Genomic DNA, 18,685 nt, shown 5'->3' with positions numbered 1-18,685 from the left:
AAAAACCCGGGCTTCCATGGGAAGACCGGGTATCAGATGCGTGGTAGCCCGTACCAGATTCGAACTGGTGATCTCCGCCTTGAGAGGGCGGCGTCCTAAACCGCTAGACGAACGGGCCATAGACCTCAGCAGAAAAGAAGTGGTAGCCCGTACCAGATTCGAACTGGTGATCTCCGCCTTGAGAGGGCGGCGTCCTAAACCGCTAGACGAACGGGCCACATGACATCTGCACTGCCGTGCTGCGAGGAAATATATTACGGGACAAAAAACGTCAGCGCAAGAAGAAATTCCAAATTGCCGAAAAATTGTCGGCAGGTTATGGAACACGCAGGTAAACTGGGTAGCTAATTCAAGTTGAGATGGACCAAAAGAGCTTCGCGCTCGTTGGAAATGTTGTCTTCGATCACGGCGTCGAGGGCGGAGTTGAGTAGCTGGCCTAGCTCGGGCCCCGGCTTCACACCGGCGCGGATCAGGTCGCCGCCGTTAATGGCGAGCATCTTGAGCGTATAGGGTTCCCCCGCCTTCAGCAGCTCGTGCGCCATTGCGCGCATCTCCTCAATCGTCTCGACGTAATAGAAGCACGACGGGGCCTTGCCCAGCGTGTCGGCACGCTTGAGGTCCATAAGCTCGTCGATTAAGCGCGCTGTATCGACGCCCTCGCCCGAAAGCGCGCGCATCATATTGAGCAGGCAGGAGCGCTCGGGGCGCAGCGGCTTATCGTGATATTTGATGAGCAGGCACACGTCGCGCACCAGGTCGTGCGAGAGCGCCAGGCGATCCATAATGACGCGCGCTTTCTTGGCGCCGAGCTCGGGATGACCGTAGAAGTGTCCGCTGCCGGCGTGATCGACCGAAAAGCACTCGGGCTTGGACACATCGTGCAAAAACGCCGCCCACATAAGGCTCGACGAGGGCGCGACGCCGTCGCACAGCGCCAGCTCCCCTGCCACCGTCAGCACGCGGGCGATATGCTCGTAGACGTTAAACGCATGATAGACACTGCTTTGATCAAACCCGCGAGCGGGCGCAAGCTCGGGCACGGCGGCACAGATGAGCTCGGGATAGCGAAGCATCGCGTCTCCCCCATGACCGGTCGAAAGAATGCCCTCGAGCTCAATACCCACACGCTCGCGCGCCACGGCATCGAGCAGCGGTGCGCACTCGGCAAGCGCGCGCTTGGTCTCGGGCTCAATCATAAAGTCAAGGCGGCAGGCAAAGCGTACCGCACGCAGCATGCGCAGGGCGTCCTCGTTAAAGCGGCGCTTGGGATCGCCGACAGCGCGAATCAGCTTGCGCTCCAGATCACCCTGGCCGTCATAGCGGTCGACAAGCCCGCGCTCGGGATGCCAGGCCATGGCGTTGACGGTAAAGTCGCGGCGCGCCAGATCGTCCTCGAGCGAGGCGGCACGCTCCACACTCTGGGGATGGCGACCATCGGTGTAAAAGCCATCCAGACGGTACGTGGTGACCTCGATACGCTCGCCATCGGAAATAGCCGTGATTCCGCCAAATTTAATGCCGGACTCCACAACCGCGATGCCGGCGGCCTCGAGCGCCGCTTTGGACTCCTGCCACAGGCCGCTACAGCACATATCAACATCGTGGCTGGGGCACCCCATCAGGGCGTCGCGCACCCAACCGCCCACGTACCAAGCCTCAAGACCAGCCGCCTCAAGCGCGCGCAGGACGCACAGGGACGCATCGGACGGTTGAGTACCGTTGAGCGAAACATTGCACATGCCTATGGCCTCCTGCACTTGTGAGCATAAATCGATGGTTCTCAAGAAGTCTAACAAGAAACGAGAAAACACGCACACGCAATCGCGTCGTCGATTAGATAAATCGAGACAGCAGACGCCACATACGTTCAGCGCGCAAAAAACACCCGCCTTGGTAATCCAAAGCGGGTGTTCGGCAACGACGCATCGATGCTGCTAGCAGACCTGGCGAATCTCAATGTGCTTCTTGTATTCGTCCACCTTGGCAAAATCGCCCAGACCCGGGCACTCGACCACGTTGGCGCCGGTAGCCATCGAAAGGCGCAGGGCGTCCTCGACTCGCTCGGGAGCGTCGTGCCATACGGACAGGAAGGCAGCGAGCGAGGAATCGCCGGCGCACACCGTCGACAGCAGCTTGACGTCGAAGGTGCGATTGGCAAACCAGATGTGCTCGCCGTTGGAGAAGTACGCACCGGCGCCACCGAGGGTCAGCAGCACGTTCTTAGCGCCCTTGGCGTGCAGCTCGGCCATGGCGCCCTTGACGGACTCGTCGTCGCCACCGCTCACCTTAATGCCAAAGATGTCGAGCAGCTCGTCGTCGTTAGGCTTAATGAGCAACGGCTCCATAGCAATGAGGTCGGCCAGCTGATGGCTCGAGATGTCAAGGACGAACTCGGCCCCCTTGGCCTTGACGCGGTGCAGGACCTCTGCCAGGAAGCTCTCGGAGGTGTTGGGGGGCAGCGAGCCGCTGATAACCAGGCAGGTCATGTCATCGAGCGAATCGATAAGCTCAAACATCTCCTGCTCGTTGGCTTCGTTGATGGCGGCACCGGCGTTGACCATGTTGTACTCGGTGTCGGGACCGGCGTTGAGGAACACGTTAACACGCGTGATGCCGTCAGTCCACACGGGCTTGACGGGCACGCCCAGGGCCTCGGCGCCCTTAACGATATACTCACCCGAGAAGCCGGCGAAGAAGCCCAGGATCGTGGTGTCGACGCCGTAGTGGTCGAGCGTAAACGAAACGTTGAGACCCTTGCCGTTGGGGGTGTAGACAGCGTTACGGGTGCGGGTAACGGTGTTGGCGGACAAGCCATCGCAGGAGATGTTGTAGTCAATAGCGGGATTTGCAGTAAGCGTGTAAATCATGAATGTTCCTTTCACGAAGCAACGAGTTAATGAAAGTATATTCCACGCTTCGGCAAAAGGCTACAACAACTCGGTGAACGGTGTGGAACGCGTGAAGCGCGGCTCCGAGGTTCGAGTGGGACAAAAAACGGCGCCCCGGTCGAAACCGGGACGCCGTATGCGCACGAGTTTGTCGTGTTTCGCTTACTTGCGATCGAGCTTGCGAACGGCAACGCGCTTGCTGTACTCGTCGACGTGACCAAAGTCGCCGATGCCGACGGACTCAGCAACGTTGGCGCCGGTGGCCATAGCGAGCTTCATGGCCTCCTCGACGTTGTCGCGATCCCTGTACCACTTGTGCAGGAACGCAGCGAGGGTGCAGTCGCCGGCGCAGACGGAAGAGACAAGCTTGATGTTGAACTCACGCTTGGCATACCAGATGTCCTCGCCGTTGGAGAAGTAAGCGTCACCGCGGCTACCACGGGTGAGCAGCACGTTCTGGACGCCGGCCTCGTGAGCCAGCTTCATGGCAACGCGGACCTCGTCGTCGGTGTCGACCGGCACGCCGAAGATAGCCTTCATCTCGTGATGGTTCGGCTTAATGAGCAGCGGCTTCTTGTGAGCGAGCTCCTTGAGCTTGTCGGAGGACAGGTCCAGGACGACGTCGGCGCCACGGGCCTGAGCGTGCTCCATGACCTGAGCCAGGAAGTCGGGCGTAGCTTTGGGAGGCACGGAGCCGGAGACGATCAGGCACTCAAGGTCGCCCGCGGTGTCCAGGATGTTGTAGAGCTCCTCCTGATGCTGCGGCGTGATCGGAGCACCGGGGTTCAGGATGCCGTACTCGTGCTGGCCATCGTTGACGTAGGTGTTGATGCGCGTGATACCGTCGGTCCAGACCGGGCGGCAGAGGCAACCCAGGTTCATGACCTCCTCGACGATGAACTTGCCCGTGAAGCCGGCGAAGAAACCGAGCGCGACGGTGTCGACGCCCATCTTCTTAAAGGCGAAGGACACGTCGAGGCCCTTGCCGTTAGCCGTGTAGCTGGCCGAGCCGGTGCGGACGTTCTCGTCGGGCTCGAGCGGAGAGCTCGAAACCGTCATGTCGACAGCCGGGTTAGCGGTTAGCGTGTAGAACATTTACAGTACCCCCTGTATATGTGAGGGCCGCGTGGCCGGCCCATTCCAACCACGCGGTTACCTCTGATACCAAATTAGCGAGCTGCGGACTCGAGCAGTGCCTTGACCTCGGCAGCGGTGTTGCAGGCGAGCGCCTTCTCGGCGAGCTCGTCGCACTCGGCCTTGGTCCACTGGCTGATGGTCTTGCGGGCGCGCAGGATGGACGGAGCGCTCATCGAGAACTCCTCCAGGCCCCAGCTGATCAGCAGCGGCTCGAGCAACGGATCGGCAGCGGCCTCGCCGCACATACCGACCATGATGCCGGCCTTCACGCCGCTCTCGATGATGTTCTTGAGCGAGCGGAGCACGGCGGGATAGTAAACCTGGTACAGGTTGGAGATGGTGTCGTTGCCACGGTCGGCGCACATGGTGTAGCCGATCAGGTCGTTGGTGCCGATGGAGAAGAAGTCGGCGACCTCGGCCAGGCGGTCAGTGAGCAGCGAGGCGGCAGGCGTCTCGACCATGATGCCAACCTCGATGTTCTCGTTGAACTTGCGACCCTCTTCGGTCAGCTCGGCCTTGCACTGCTCGACGAGCTCCTTGACAGCCAAGACTTCCTCGACGCAGGTGACGAGCGGGATCATGATCTTGACGTCACCGAAGGCGCTGGCGCGCAGCAGGGCGCGGAGCTGGACCTTGTACTGGTCGGGGTTGGCCAGGCAGTAACGCACGGCGCGGAAGCCCATGAAGGGGTTCTCTTCCTTGACCATGTGCAGGTACGGAATCTCCTTGTCGCCACCCACATCGAGCGTGCGGATGATGACCGGAGCACCCTTGAGCGCGCTGGCGACCTTACGGTAGGCGTTGAACTGCTCCTCCTCGGAAGGAAGCTCAGCAGAGTCCATGAACAGGAACTCGGAACGGAACAGGCCGATAGCCTCGGCGTCGTGATCGAGCGCGTTGGGCACGTCATCGGGGTTGCCGATGTTGCAGGCAATGATCTTCTTGATGCCGTCGGCAGTCACGGACGGCTTGCCGCGGAAGGCCTCGAGAGCCGCCTTCTCGGCAGCGAAAGCCTCGGCCTTGGCAGTGTAAGCGGCGAGCGTCTCCTCATCGGGATCGGCCTCGACGATACCCTTGCCACCGTCGACGACAACGGTCATGCCGTTGCGCAGTGCGGTGCAGCTGTTGGAAACCGAAAGGACAGCCGGGATCTCGAGGGCGCGCGCAATGATTGCGGAGTGCGACGTGCGGCCACCAGTCTCGGTGACGATACCGGCAACGTGCGCCTTATCGATCGTGGCGGTCATGGACGGCGTGAGGTCGTGCACGACAACGACGGTGTTCTCGGGCAGGACGGAGAGGTCGACGACCTCCTTACCCAGCAACTCGGCCAGAATGCCGGTACGGATGTCGGCGATGTCGGCCGCGCGCAGACGGAACATCTCGTCGTCCATGGACAGGAACATGTTCTCGAACATGGTCGAGGTGTCCATGAGCGCCTGCTCGGCGCAGGTGCCGCCGTCAATGGCGGCGTTGATGGCGTCGGTCATGCCCGGATCCTGAGCCAGGACAATGTGTCCGCTCATGATCTCGGCCTCGGCCTCGCCCACCGTCTCCTTCATGTGGTCGGCCTGAGCCTGAGTCTTCTCGCAGAAGACCGAAAGAGCGGTCTGATAGCGTTCCTTCTCTGCTGCCGAATCAGCAACCTCGTGCGGCTCAAACGTCAAGTCGGGATCGACGGCGACCATAACGGTGCCGATACCGATGCCCTCGGAAGCGTTGACTCCCTGATACATTCCCATTCCTCTCTCCGTGTCATGTGATAAAGCGTTTTGCCATATCCATGACAAAAGAGCGCAGCTACCTTACAACAGGTCACTGCGCCCCCAAATATGAACTTAGTTGTTCAACATGCGACCCGTTTGAGTTCTACTCGCCAAGACCGCTCTTGATGAGCTCGATGGCAGCAGCCAGAGCCTCGGCCTCGTCGGCGCCGTCGCACTTGACCTCGACCTCGGTACCGCAGGGGATACCAGCAGCCATGAGGGCCATCGGGGACTTGCCGTTGACCTCCTTCTCGGGGGTGACGACCGTCACGTCACAGGCATACTTGCCCATGGTGGAGGCGAACAGACCAGCCGGACGCATGTGCAGACCCTGAGGATTAACGAGGGTAGCCTTCTCAGAAACCATAATTGTCTCCTTTTTGTGTTTAACCCCTGTCATGCATGTGGCAGGAGTCAGATTCACGACGTTGTTTATATTAACTCACATCAAACGGTTTTTCATTGTGTTTCGCACGAATTGTTGGACAGATGTCGTTCCTGTACGTTCGTCTGCCGGGCGGGGCGGTTAAGTTTGCTGCTCTACAGTCCTGCGCAAGACGGAAAGCACATTAAGTGCTTTCCTTTGCGTGCGGAACTCGCGACAAACTGAACCGCCCCGCCCGGCAGGCAAGCTGCGGAAACTCGGTCGGTCCAGAGCAATATCGTGCAAACAGAATTCTGGCTAATTTTTTGTTCGCCTGGTTGATCTAGTTGATGGAGCCTATCTATACCCTCTTGTGGACTGAGGACTGTCCCAAACTGCCGGCAGAAAAGGAACGTCCCTAAGTGCCGAGTAGGGATGAAAAAGGCGGAGGCCCTGGTGAGGGTCTCCGCCTTTTTACAGGGGGCGATATTAATCGCTGACTGCTGGATTAGACCAGGCGGGCGTTGATCGTCTTGGCGATCTCGGCGGCGTCGGTGGAACCCTTGACGGTGCCACGGAAGTCCTCGTCCATGAGCGCCTCGGCGACCTTGGACAGGATCCTGAGGTGCGTGGTGCCAGCCTGTGCACCGGGGATGAGCAGGGCGATAGCCACGTTGACGGGAGCGCCGTCCATGGTGTCCCAACCGGTCACGCCGGATTCGTCCTTAACGACGATGACGGCGGCCTCGGTAATGGCGTCGGACTTGGCATGCGGGATGGCGAAGCCCTCCATCATGCCCGTGGTGCCCTCGGCCTCGCGGGCCAGGAAGGCGTTCATCACGGCGTCGGCGTCGCTTGCGATACCGGCCTTGACGGCCTGGTTGGAAACGAAGCTCAGAGCCTCGTCACGAGAAGCGAAGTCCTCGGCGACAAAGACATTCTCGACCTTCACGAAGTCGGCAGCCTCGGCCTTGGGGGCCTCGACGGCAGCGGCCTTGGGGGCCTCAACGGGCTTGGCTGCAGGAGCGGCCTTCTGGTTCTTCTCAAAGTCGTACTTCTTGAAGGCCACGAACAGGATGCCACCGACCACAGCGCCGATGAGGATAGCGAGGACCCAAAGCGGACCGTTCTCGACAACGGGCAGGACCAGGAAGCCACCGTGAGGCGCCGGATCGTGAACGTTGAACATAATGGTCAGGATCGAAGCGATAGAGGAACCGAGCATCATGATGGGCATGACGGGCCAGATGTTCTTGGTCATGAACGGAATGGCGCCCTCGGTGATGTGGGTGCAACCAAGGATGAGGTTGACGACACCGGCGTCGTGATCCTCCTGGCTGAAGTACTTCTTGCCGACAACGACGGCGAAGGTAGTGATCAGCGGCGGAACGATGCAGGCGGCGGAGACGGCAGCCATGAAGTTAGTGCCGAAGTTGTAGGTATCGGTGCCAACGCCGGCAGCCAGTGCCTCGGTGAGCATAGCAGTACCAGTGACGTAAGCAGCCTTGTTGACCGGGCCACCCATGTCAAAGGCGCACATGCAGCCGATGGCAAGACCCAGGACAACGGCGCCAGAGGCGGACAGGCCCTTGAGGAAGTCCATCATGGCGGTGTTGATGGCAGCCATGGGGCCGGAAATGCCGAGCATGACCAGGCCGACGATAGCCGTCGAGAACAGCGGGTACAGGAAGATGGCCTTGAGGCCGTCCAGGTTCTTGGGCAGACCGGCAAAGACCTTCTCGAGCAGCAGGATGACATAGCCAGCGAGGAAGCCGCCGACGATGCCGCCCAGGAAGCCGAAGCCCACGCCGGCGCCACCGGCGTCGATCATGCCGGTCTCGGCGTTAACAGGCAGGCCCTGAATGGCGATCATACCGGCAACAAAACCAGGGACGAGCGCCGGGCGCTTACCGATGGACTCGGCGATGTAGGCGGAAAGCACCGGAACCATGAGGTTCATGGCGATGCCGCCGATGATCTTGAGCATCGCAGCAAAGCTGTTGTAGTCAGACGCCGTCGAATCGAAGGACGTAATGCCCCACAGGAACGAGACGGCGGTCAGGACACCACCGGCAACGACGAAGACCAGCATATGGCTGACGCCGTTCATAAGGTGCTTGTAGATGACGTGACCGATGGACTCCTTCTCCTCGGCCTCGTCCTCGACATCGGCAGCGGCTGCAACCGTGTTGTCGCCCTTGGCGGCGAGCGCGCGGTCAATCAGCTTACCGGCGGCCTCAACGGACAGGGCCTTGGAAACACCAACGGAAACCATGGGCTTGCCGGCGAAACGCTCAGCCTGGACATCCTTATCGGCTGCGACGACGACGGCCTTGGCACCAGCGATCTCACTCTTGGTGAGCTCGTTCTCGACACCGACCTGGCCATGAGTCTCGACCTTAATGGTCAGACCGCGCTCGGCAGCTGCCTTCTCCAGCGCCTCCTTCGCCATGAAGGTGTGCGCGATGCCGGTCGGGCAACCGGTGGCGGCGATGATGTCAAACTTAGCCATGTGTCCCTCCTTTTTAAGTTTTGCGCCCGCAGGCGCTCCCCTACACGCGCGTCCTTGCGCGCTTTTCCACAACTGAAAGATACCAACCTACCGTCCGCGTGAGAAGAGACACGGCGCAATTCTCCGGTGAAAGGTTCTTTCATAACCGTAAACGGTAGGTGAAAGTTTACCATCAACACTTGAAACGGCAAGGTGTATCTTGTAATTGAAAATCCCCCTATACTATGACATTACAAAACGAGTCCGATTATCATGCCAACCAGGAGCCATCCATGACCGATAGTAGCAAGAGCGCACTTTCCCTCATTAGTACCCATCAGGGATACAGCGAGTCAGAGCAGCGCATTGTCGACTATATATTGGAGCACCAGTCCGAGGCGCCACGCCTCACGGCAGCTCAGCTCTCGCGCGCCGCCGCCACGTCCGAGGCGACCGTTTCGCGCTTCTGCCGCAAGCTTGGCTTTGGCAGCTTCCGCAGCTTTCAGTTTTCCCTGGCGAGGGATTTGGAAAGCCAGCGCAACGAGGGCCTGACTGACGAAGTCTCACTCGACAACATGGAGCAGAGCCTTAAGAACATCCTGGCTGCCAAGGTGAGCGAGCTTAATGCGACCATCGACGGGATCGACCACGATACGCTGGCGGCTGTTGTACATGCCCTTAAGCATGCAGGGGTTATTGAGTTTGCGGCTGTGGGCAATACGAACGCGGTCGCGCTCGATGCGACATTTAAGTTTTCGCAGCTGGGCCTTCGCTGCATGGCGAGCACCATCAGCGAGACCTCGATCGGGTTTGCGCTCACACTACGCCCCGGCGACGTCATCGTGCTAATCTCAAACTCCGGCAAATCGCGCCGACTGAATCGCATGGCAAAAGCGGCTCGCGACTGCGGCGCAACCGTAGTCGTCATCAGCAGCGACAGCAAATCCCCGCTCGCGCGCCTGGCAGACTACACTTTTAATACCGTCAACCACGAAGCGCTGCTGACGACGGGCGACTTTGCGTTCTCTAAGATAAGCGCCACAATGATCATAGAGGTCATCTACAACTTCCTGCTGCCCGAAATCGAGGACGCCCGAGAGCACATCAGCTACTACGAGGAGCTCATCCAGCCGGATAAGGTCGTTGAGTAGGTAAATTGGGGAGCCGATAGACGCCTCTCGTCACGAAACACGCCCATCTACTACGTTTTAACCGCAACCGCCAACCATACACCCAAAATAGAGAAAACCGCAGGCGTTCTACCTGCGGTTTTCTTTTTGCAATTCTTGGCGTGGTTGCCGATGCCCTACCAAACGTAGTAGATGGACCCATTTCGTGGCGGCCGGGTTGGACATGCATGTGGCGGCTCGGCCTAGGCACGCGCCTCCGCAAGCATCTGCCTGGCGTGCGCCAGGCTTGCCTCGGACTGATCGCCGCTGAGCATGCGGGCGATCTCGGCGGTACGCGCTTCGCCAGTTACCTCGTCCAAATGCGTCTGGGGAACATCGCCCGGTTCCTTGCTGACGACATAATGCTTGTCAGCCATGACGGCGACTTGCGCCAAGTGGGTTACGACAATCACCTGATGCGTTGCGGCGAGATCTGCCAGCACGCCCGCGAGTGCACGCGCCGTGGAGCCACCGACACCAGCATCGACCTCGTCAAATACCAGAGTGTCGACACCATCAGCATTACCCAAGACCACCTTGCTCGCCAACATGACGCGGCTAAGCTCGCCGCCCGACGCAATTCGGCGCAGGGGACGCGGCGTCAAGCCGGCACCGCTGCGATACAAAAGCTCATAGCTCGAAGGACCCGCCGGCGTCCACTCGGCGCGCGGAAGATCACGCGACTCCCAAACGAGCTCGGCGCCGCCCATCTCCAAGCGTGCCATCTGACGACCAACCTCGTGGCAGAAGCGCGGGGCCGCCGTATTGCGAGCGCGCTTAAGCGCCTTGGCAGCGGCAAACAACTCGCGCTCAGCAGCACCAAGTGATTCGCGCGCCTTTTTGATCTGTTCATCGCCATCATCGACCAGGGACAGCAGCTCTTGCGAGCGATCGCGCATGGCAAAAACATCGTACATGGTGGGACCCCACTGACGCAACAGGCCCTTGAGGTCGGAATACCGCTCACGCATGCGAGCGAGCTCGCGCGGGTCGAAGGCGACGCCATCGCGATAAGCACGCAGCTCGTTGGCGCAATCCTCGAGTAAGATGCAGGCATTCGAAAGTGCGTCGGCGATGTCACCCAGTTTGCGATCGACGGTAGCCATTCGAGAAAGCTCTGCCACGGCACTGTTCACGGCATCGAGCGCTCCCCCTTCGGCGGCAAGCGATGCATGGGCATCGTTAGCCGTCGCCACCAAGACCTCGGCGTGCTCCGAGCGCGGCAGCAGCTCCTCGAGCTCCTCATACTCGCCCGGCTTGGGGTCGACCTCGCCGATGCGCTCCAGGGCAAAGCGCGCCTCCTCGACGCGGCTCCCCTGCGCACGTGAGGCCTCTTCGACGCGTCGAACCTCCTTGGCGGCAGCGCGCGATGCCTTAAAGCAGGCGCGATACGCATCCAGCGCCTCGAGCGCAGAGCGCCCTGCCCACGCATCGACCATCGCAACGTGATGCGCCGGGTCGAGCAAGCGCTGGTGCTCGTGCTGGCCGCACAGATCCATCATCACGCCGACGCGCTCCGAAAGCTCGCGCACACTGGCGATGCGGCCGTCAATCTTCACGCGGCTGCGGCCCTCGGCAGAAAGGCTGCGCTGGACCGTGAAGCCTTCCGTGTCGTGCGGGCCGTCGAACAAGCGCGCCTCGACACTCGCCAGCGCCTCGCCCTCGCGCACCGTCGACGAATCCGCGCGCTCACCCAAAATAAGCTTGAGGGCCGAGAGCAGCGCGGTCTTGCCGGCACCGGTCTCGCCGGTCAGGACAGTCAGGCCGGTACTCGGCACCAGCGTCGCCTCGCGAATGAGTGCAATGTTAGAAACCTGCAGCTCATCGATCATGACGCACTCCGTAGAACACGCGGCTCACGGAGTTATAAAAGCTCTCGGGACCGTAATCGAGAAGCAGCACATCTCCGGGACCGCGACGCACGGCCACGCTCTCGACCGTGCCATCGCAGGTAATAAACTGTCCGTCGATGGCAATCGCCGGCACGCTCGGGCGATCGTCGGACATAAAGATCTCGACTACATCGCTCGGCGAGGTCAAAAAGGCGCGAGCCTGAATGGTATGCGGGGCGATGGGCACACAGACCATACCCGTGTAATCGGGGCTGACAATGGGACCGCCGGCGGAAAGCGCATAGCCGGTGGAGCCGGTCGCCGTCGAAACGACGACACCGTCGCCGCGCAGGCGATCGATATGATGGCCGGACACCGTGATGTCAAACTCAACCATATCGGACAGGGGGCCGCGCGTAAGTGCCATATCGTTGAGGGCAAACGTGCGCACGACATCCTTCGTGCCATCGTCGCGCACGGACACGATATCCGCGGCGATGGTGGCGCGGCGGCTCACGTGCAGCTCACCGGACAGAGCATCGCTCACGACCTGCAGAATGTCGCGCTCCTCGGGGCTCGCAGCAGTTAAAAAGCCCAGGTGACCATAGGAAAGACCAAGGATAGGAATCTCGCGATGGTTGAGGATGCGGGCAGCGCGCAGCAACGTACCGTCGCCGCCGAGCGTAATGACCAGATCTGAGCCATCAATATCAGGCGTGCTTTGAATCTTCGATCGCTGGTCGGCAGCCCATGCGACCTCGTAGCCCTGGCGCGAAAGCCAAAGCTCGAGCATCAGACCGCTCTCGACGGCCTCTTGCTTGTAGTAATTGGGAACCAGAAAGACCTTCATAGCGTTGCAGCTTTCTCGCTCAAAACCGATACCTGGGATTGCAGCTCATCGTCGGTACGTCCGCCGGGGGCAAACCTCATGCCGTACAGGAAAAACTCAACGTTTCCCTTGGCACCATGAATGGGCGACACGCACACATCGACCGGGAACAGCCCCTTGGCAGCAAAGAGTTCAACTGCCGCAACGAGTGTATCGCGGCGCACGGCGGGGTCGGTCACAATTCCGCCCTCGCCCACCAGCGCCGCCGGAGCCTCAAACTGCGGCTTTACGAGCGTGCAGAATGCACCCGTAGGCGCCAGGCACGCCAGCACCGCATCGATAATGTTCGCGATGCTGGTAAACGAGACGTCACACACAGCCAGGTCGATAGCGCCGGCATAGCCAAGCTCGGGCAGCTGCGTCACGTTTGTGCGCTCATGCAGCGTCACGCGATCGTCCTGACGCAACGACCAATCGAACTGGGCGCGACCCACGTCCACCGAGACAACTGTCGCAGCTCCGCGCTTAAGCAGGCAATCGGTAAAGCCGCCGGTAGAGCAGCCCACATCCAGACAGGCAAGGCCCGTCGGATTGATACCAAACGCATCAAGCGCGCCTTCGAGCTTAAGACCGCCGCGGCCAACATAGGGAATGCGCCCCTTCACGTGCAACGGCAGGCCCGGGGTCACCTTAAGGCCCGGCGAAGTCAAGCGCTCGCCGCCACTCGAGACCAAGCCGGCCATAAGAGTGCGAAGGGCATCCGCGCGATCGGCGCAGATGCCCTGTGAAATCAGTTCGTCATCAAGACGCACGCGTTTCATGAATGCCATCAACCATTCGTATCCAGAGATGCGGCCTAGCTATCCTGGGATTCATTTGCCGCATCCTCATCGTATTCCTGCTCGAGCTTGTCGGCCTCACGCGGCGTCAGCTCAAACTTGTCGACCATATCGACCGCGCGGGAGCCCAGCTCAATCGCTTCGTCAAACAGATCGAGTGAACGCTCCAAGGAGGTATCTTTGGAGCGAACGGTAGCGATGATCTGGTCCAGACGGTCCGAGATCTCGTCAAAGTTGCGTACAGAACCCTCTGGCATGGCTACTCCTCGACGGAGTCGGCCTCGACGGCCTCAGCAGCGTCCACACCCTCGGCCAGCACACCAGCCTCAGCCTGGGCAACCGCAACTTTAGCGGCAGCCTCGGCAGCCTGGGCCTCCTCGCGAGCGCGATCCTCGGCGAGCAGCTCTTGGTACAGGTCCTCGCCCGGCAGCTCCTCGCTGCGAGCGATCTTGCCCAGCACGCCGTTGACGAACGACGCGGACTGGTCGGTGCCGTAGGCCTTGGCAAGCTCGACGGCCTCGTTGATCACGATGGCGTCCGAGACCTCCTCGTCGGTGAGGAAACGCATCTCATAGACGGCGATACGCAGCAGATTGCGGTCGGCGCCGGGCATGCGCATAAGATCCCAGTTCTTGGCAACGGAGCGCAGAGCGCAGTCGATGCGGTCGATATGCTCGTAAGCACCGCGGCACAGCTCCAGCGCATAGGGGTCGAGGGGACCCTTCGAGATCAGGAAATCGCCCTCGAGGACGCGCTCGAGCGGGCTGTCCGTGGCCTCGGCCTGGAACAGCAGCTGCAGCGCCTGACTGCGGGCAAGCGTACGCCCGCGATAAACCTTAAGGCTCAAAGGTTACTCCTTGGGGAAAACGAGGCCGTCGATGCAAACGTCAACGCGCTCGACCTCGACGCCCACCTGGGCATCGATGGCGGTGACCACGGCGGCGCGAACGGCCTCGGCGAGTTTCTTGAACGGATAGCCAAAGAACACCACGACGCGCACGGTGAGTGCAAGCTTGTCGCCGATGACCTCGGCCTCGACCGCCGGCTCGGAAGCCGGGGCCTTAGACGAAAGCATCATGGAGACAAGGTTGGTGGCAAGGTCCTTGACGCCAACGGAGGCGATGCCCTCGACATCGGACACGGCGCGCGAGACGATGGCGGTCAGAACATCGGGCGAAATGCCGATGCCGTCAATCTTGATTTCCTGGGGCATGAGTCCTCCTAGAAGAGTTGGTTGCTAGACGCGGGAGACGAACTTGCCGTCGCGGGTGTCAACCTTGATGACCTCGCCCTCGTTGAGGTACATGGGGACCTGGATGACAGCGCCGGTGTCGATCGTGGCCGGCTTGGTGGAACCCTGGACGGTGTCGCCCTTAAAGCCCGGGTCGGTCTGGACGATGGTGGTCTCGATGAACATCGGCGGAGTCACGCCCATGAGCTCATCGTCGGCGAAGAGCAGCTGGCAGATGTCGTTCTCGCGCAGCCACTTGGAGTTCTCGCCCACCATGTCCTCGGGAACGGGAACCTGCTCATAGGATTCGTTGTCCATGAAGATGTAGTCGGTGCCATCGTTGTAGAGGTACTGGAACTCACGGGTGGTGAGCATGACGCTCTCGAACTTGGTGCCGGCGTTGCAGGTGTTCTCGACGACGCGGCCGCTCTTGATGTCGCGGGTCTTGTAGCGCACAAACGCGCCGCCCTTACCCGGCTTGACATGCTGGAACTCGACGATGGTGTAGACCTTGTCCTTAATGCGGAGACCGAGGCCGTTCTTGAAGTCGGCGGTAGAAATGGTAGGCATAGCGACCTTTCTTGTTATGGGCAGAACGCACAAGCGTCCAAATTACATACGAGCGAAATTATACACTTGCAGACGGCGCCTGCAGCGAGCGCATAAAAAGAGAACGCGGGGCGTCCGAATTGCTCCGGAGGCCCCGCCCCAAACTATCTACCGAAGTAGACTAGCAATCGATGACGTGAAGGTCATGCGGCGTCTTGGTGAAGGGCTCGTAGCCGCTCTCGGTGACCACGCCGTAGTCCTCCAGGCGCACGCCGCCCACGCCGGGCAGGTAGACGCCGGGCTCCATGGTGATAACCGAGCCGACCTCGATGATATTCTTGCTGCGGTTGAAGTTGGGCAGCTCGTGGATGTCAATGCCCACGCCGTGGCCCAGACCATGGTTGTAGTAATCGCCATAGCCGGCATCACCGATGATCTTCTTGGAAAGCTTGAAAATGTCGTTGCCCTCGACGCCCGGATGGATGGCGGCGACGCACTCCTCGTGCGCACGGCGCACGAGCGCGTACAAGTCGAGCTGCTCCTGCGTGGGCTCGCCCATCACGACGGTACGAGTCATGTCGGAGCGGTAGTCGCAATAGCCCGCGCCATAATCCATGAGAACGAAGTCGCCCTTCTCGATCACGCGGTCGCTCGGGACGGCATGCGGGTTGGCGGTGTTGGGGCCGCTCGCCACGATGGAGCCGAAGGCCAGGCTGTCGGCGCCGTTGGCGAACATAAAGTTCTCGAGCTCGTTGCGAACCTGCTTCTCGGTCATACCGGGCTTAATATAGCCGAGCATGTGCTGGAAGGCGGCGTCGGTAATCGACTGCGCATGGCGCATGAGCTCGATCTCCTCGGCGTCCTTGATGGCGCGCATCTTGCGAATGTCGTCATGCATCAGCGGCAGCATGCAGGCGACGGAACGATCCTCAAGGCCACGCTGGATACCCTGGTAGAAGTTGATCTGCATGTCGTCCTCGACAGCGCAGACGCGGCACTTGTTGGCCGCGATCTTGCCGGCGACCCAACCGGAGATGGTGCCCTCGTCCATGTCGTAAACCCAGGGGCTGCCGGCGGGCGTGTTCTCCTCAAAGCTGTTGAGATAGCGCGAGTCGGTATGGAACAGGCACTGGTCGGCCGTAATAAACGCAGCATGCGGGAACTCGAAGGTGTAATCGAAGACGCCCTTGACGCCCGTAAGCCAACGAAGGTTGGCCTCGTCGCGCACCACGATAGCGTCGTAGCCACGCTCAACCATCAGGGCACGGACACGCTCGATACGACCGGTGGGACCGGCAGCAAACTCTGACATGCAGATTCCTTTCTTGTTGTCTCTATAAAGACGGAACGGGTCTCAACCGAACGACGGAATCGCGCGCGATTCGCAACCGATTGGAAACCCGCCCCTCAACATGATACGAAAGACGATGTATGTCAATAAATCCTAGAGAAGTTCTTTGCGAGAAGCCAAGTATGCGCGAGCATGGCGGTCGAGAACCTCGTCCTCAACGCTCGTTAGACGAATAGCGCCGAGCGCCGCGGGCAGCGGCAACATGCTGCGGTTCGAGCGGACAAACTGCTGCCTGCGGAACTCCTCGATATATGAGGCAGGCTCCAGATCGAAGGCAAGCTCCTCGATACCAAAGTCCTCCAAGCAGTCATCGACCTCAAAGACGTAATCGATATCGAAGTCGCAGGCATCATGTGCTAGGCGCGCCTCAAAGCGCATGCCCTCGGACAACAGCTGGTAGGCAGGGACCTGCGAAGCGGCATCGCCCAAGCAGAGGCGCAGGGTACGCTCCCCCGTCTTGCCAAAATCGAGCGCATGGCGTGCGCTCGGGTTCGTGGCCATCAGTACGTCCTTGTGGGCAGTCTGAGACCACTGAACGGCATTGACGAGCGCGACCTCCTCGCCCCCGAGAATCTCGGGGACGGTCTCAGTAAACTGATTCCAGCGGGACTTGCTGCTCGAAAGCATGGTGCCAACGAGTACCGCATAGCCGAGCTTGAGGTCCTCGGGGTCCGCCTCGCGAACAAGGTCGAGGTCACACACGACCAAGCCCGGCTCGGGACGGAACGCGATAGCGGGAAGCGCATGCGCCGGCGAGGCGACGAGTGGCTTCATGGTCGTCGCGACAGTGAGCATGGCATCGAAGGTCGTCGGCAGCAGCGCGCACTCGGTTCGGCCACACCACTGGTTGGCGCACCAGCCAACGACCGAGCAGGTCGCCGTGTCGCCGACGGCGACAACGAGATCGTCACAGGTAATGCCGTTAGCCGACAGTGCCCCAAAGACGGTATCGGCATCGGCCAGCGTAGCGCCGGCAGGCGAAACCTCGAGGACGAGCAGCGACACGGCAAAGCCGGCGTCGACCAGCGCATGCTCAACGACCTCGCCAAAACGCTCGGATGTGGCGTCGTTCCAAACCACCATCGCGCGCTTAGGCTTGCCCACAGCCGAGGCAAACATGCGCGACAGTTCCTCGAACGCGCCCAATCCGACGCGGACATCGACACTGCGGTTTTGGAAATTGATAAGTTGGCGGCGAATCATAGCAGTCCACGCTCCAAAAGCATCTCGGCACAAAGGTAGGAAACGTCCTCGAAGGACTTGTTGCGAATATCAAGGGTAATATCGGCGGCTTGGCGATACAGCGGACGGCGATGCTCAAACAGGCGCGCAGCATGCTCGGGCGAGCGGAAATCGGGCCGGGTATCAGAACGGCGAATCTGGCGCAACGAGTCCTCAAAGTCGCCTTCGAGGTACACGCATGTACCCATCTCGTGCATCAGTTCAATGTTCACCGGCGTCTCGACGATGCCACCCCCGCACGACACCAGCAGGCTGCGCTCGCTTTGAAGCGAACGGAGTGCCGAGGTCTCGAGCTCGCGAAAACGATCCTCGCCCTCGGTCTCAAATATCTCGGTCACCGACTTGCCGCATCGACGCACAACCAAGCGATCGGTATCGATGAATCGACGCTTGAACATAGTGCCCACATTGCGCGCAAGCGTCGACTTGCCCGCGCCCAAAAAGCCGATAAAGAAGATATGGTCGCAGCCGTGTTTGATGTGCTGAGACATGGCGAAACCTATTCCTCGCAGGGAAGGTCGCGCAGGGCCCGGCGCTCAAAGATACGGAAGATCTGCGTGTACCACAGGTCCCGGGTTGCCTGCGGCTTGACCAGAATAGTGTCAACGCCGGCAAAGTTACCGCTCCACACGTCCGTGTACAGCTGATCGCCGACCAGCACCGCCTCGTCTGCCGTGGCGCCGAGGCGCTTAAGACCCGCCTTCAAGGCAAACGGCGCCGGCTTCATGGCGTGGCTGATGGCCTCGAATCCCAGCTCGCGTGCAGAGCTCATGACCTGATCGCGATGCCAGTTGTTGGACACCATGCACAGCTTAAAGCCTTTGGCGCGGGCGGCGTCGAGCCAAGCGGAAACCGCAGCGGGAACCTGCTCGGTGTCGCGCGGCACCAGAGTGTTATCGCGATCGAGCAGAATGGCGCGTTTGCCGTCGGCCCACAGGGTATCAAGGTCGATGCGATCGACCGAGGCAACGTATCGTTTGGGGCTAAAAATCCTCAT

At 60.5% G+C, this 18,685-nt stretch carries 18 protein-coding genes and 2 tRNA genes; 1 reads left to right on the top strand and 19 read right to left on the bottom strand.

Features of this window, described 5'->3' with window-relative positions:
• Positions 1-41: 41 nt before the first annotated feature.
• From DW754_RS00435 to DW754_RS00400, 8 genes are all read right to left on the bottom strand, one after another.
• Positions 42-118 (bottom strand) — tRNA-Glu (locus DW754_RS00435).
• Between the two features lie 22 nt (positions 119-140).
• Positions 141-217, bottom strand: a tRNA-Glu gene (locus DW754_RS00430).
• A gap of 127 nt (positions 218-344) precedes the next feature.
• A complete protein-coding gene (locus tag DW754_RS00425; protein WP_117758130.1) occupies positions 345-1,739 on the bottom strand; it encodes a CCA tRNA nucleotidyltransferase in 1,395 nt (464 codons plus the stop codon).
• Between the two features lie 195 nt (positions 1,740-1,934).
• Positions 1,935-2,867: a 1-phosphofructokinase family hexose kinase gene (locus DW754_RS00420; protein ID WP_117758131.1), complete on the bottom strand. Its 933-nt coding sequence runs from the start codon at positions 2,865-2,867 to the stop codon at positions 1,935-1,937.
• Positions 2,868-3,050: 183 nt separating this feature from the next.
• Complete coding sequence (locus DW754_RS00415) at positions 3,051-3,983, bottom strand: 1-phosphofructokinase family hexose kinase (RefSeq protein WP_055250439.1); 933 nt, start codon at positions 3,981-3,983, stop codon at positions 3,051-3,053.
• 74 nt (positions 3,984-4,057) lie between these two features.
• Complete coding sequence (ptsP, locus tag DW754_RS00410; RefSeq protein WP_117758132.1) at positions 4,058-5,761, bottom strand: phosphoenolpyruvate--protein phosphotransferase; 1,704 nt, start codon at positions 5,759-5,761, stop codon at positions 4,058-4,060.
• 133 nt (positions 5,762-5,894) lie between these two features.
• Positions 5,895-6,158, bottom strand: coding sequence for an HPr family phosphocarrier protein (locus DW754_RS00405; RefSeq protein ID WP_022094575.1), 264 nt, complete (start codon positions 6,156-6,158; stop codon positions 5,895-5,897).
• Between the two features lie 505 nt (positions 6,159-6,663).
• Positions 6,664-8,667 carry a fructose-specific PTS transporter subunit EIIC gene (locus DW754_RS00400; protein WP_117758133.1) on the bottom strand — a complete coding sequence of 668 codons (2,004 nt, stop codon included), beginning with the start codon at positions 8,665-8,667 and terminating at the stop codon, positions 6,664-6,666.
• Positions 8,668-8,939: 272 nt separating this feature from the next.
• On the opposite strand from DW754_RS00400, the gene DW754_RS00395 reads away from it, so the two are divergent.
• On the top strand, positions 8,940-9,797 hold the full coding sequence (locus DW754_RS00395; protein WP_117806188.1) for a MurR/RpiR family transcriptional regulator: 858 nt from the start codon (positions 8,940-8,942) through the stop codon (positions 9,795-9,797).
• A gap of 221 nt (positions 9,798-10,018) precedes the next feature.
• Here the strand turns inward: DW754_RS00395 and DW754_RS00390 are convergent, their stop codons facing one another.
• From DW754_RS00390 to DW754_RS00340, 11 genes are all read right to left on the bottom strand, one after another.
• Positions 10,019-11,647 (bottom strand): DNA repair protein RecN, encoded by a 1,629-nt coding sequence (locus DW754_RS00390; protein ID WP_117758135.1) that lies wholly within the window; start codon positions 11,645-11,647, stop codon positions 10,019-10,021.
• Positions 11,637-12,497: an NAD(+)/NADH kinase gene (locus tag DW754_RS00385; RefSeq protein WP_117758136.1), complete on the bottom strand. Its 861-nt coding sequence runs from the start codon at positions 12,495-12,497 to the stop codon at positions 11,637-11,639. Before DW754_RS00385 ends, DW754_RS00390 begins: the two co-directional genes overlap by 11 nt.
• Positions 12,494-13,297, bottom strand: a complete 804-nt coding sequence (locus DW754_RS00380; protein WP_117758184.1) for a TlyA family RNA methyltransferase — start codon at positions 13,295-13,297, stop codon at positions 12,494-12,496. Before DW754_RS00380 ends, DW754_RS00385 begins: the two co-directional genes overlap by 4 nt.
• 35 nt (positions 13,298-13,332) lie before the next feature.
• Complete coding sequence (locus DW754_RS00375) at positions 13,333-13,572, bottom strand: exodeoxyribonuclease VII small subunit (RefSeq protein ID WP_006233978.1); 240 nt, start codon at positions 13,570-13,572, stop codon at positions 13,333-13,335.
• Positions 13,573-13,574: 2 nt separating this feature from the next.
• Positions 13,575-14,162 (bottom strand): transcription antitermination factor NusB, encoded by a 588-nt coding sequence (nusB, locus tag DW754_RS00370; protein ID WP_117758137.1) that lies wholly within the window; start codon positions 14,160-14,162, stop codon positions 13,575-13,577.
• Between the two features lie 3 nt (positions 14,163-14,165).
• Positions 14,166-14,528 (bottom strand): Asp23/Gls24 family envelope stress response protein, encoded by a 363-nt coding sequence (locus tag DW754_RS00365; protein WP_117758138.1) that lies wholly within the window; start codon positions 14,526-14,528, stop codon positions 14,166-14,168.
• A 24-nt stretch (positions 14,529-14,552) separates the two neighbouring features.
• A complete protein-coding gene (efp, locus tag DW754_RS00360) occupies positions 14,553-15,116 on the bottom strand; it encodes an elongation factor P (RefSeq protein WP_006233983.1) in 564 nt (187 codons plus the stop codon).
• Between the two features lie 160 nt (positions 15,117-15,276).
• Positions 15,277-16,407, bottom strand: a complete 1,131-nt coding sequence (locus tag DW754_RS00355) for a Xaa-Pro peptidase family protein (protein ID WP_118071982.1) — start codon at positions 16,405-16,407, stop codon at positions 15,277-15,279.
• A 132-nt stretch (positions 16,408-16,539) separates the two neighbouring features.
• Positions 16,540-17,649, bottom strand: a complete 1,110-nt coding sequence (locus tag DW754_RS00350) for a hypothetical protein (RefSeq protein ID WP_117758140.1) — start codon at positions 17,647-17,649, stop codon at positions 16,540-16,542.
• Positions 17,646-18,179: a shikimate kinase gene (locus DW754_RS00345; RefSeq protein ID WP_099431675.1), complete on the bottom strand. Its 534-nt coding sequence runs from the start codon at positions 18,177-18,179 to the stop codon at positions 17,646-17,648. The genes DW754_RS00350 and DW754_RS00345 overlap by 4 nt, the downstream gene beginning before the upstream one ends.
• An 8-nt stretch (positions 18,180-18,187) precedes the next feature.
• On the bottom strand, positions 18,188-18,685 hold the full coding sequence (locus tag DW754_RS00340) for a YqeG family HAD IIIA-type phosphatase (RefSeq protein ID WP_117758141.1): 498 nt from the start codon (positions 18,683-18,685) through the stop codon (positions 18,188-18,190).

The organism is Collinsella sp. AM29-10AC (assembly GCF_003469085.1).
GTDB lineage: Bacteria > Actinomycetota > Coriobacteriia > Coriobacteriales > Coriobacteriaceae > Collinsella.
The sequence above is the reverse complement of the archived record's forward strand: the minus strand, read 5'-3'. Positions and strand labels throughout refer to the sequence as shown.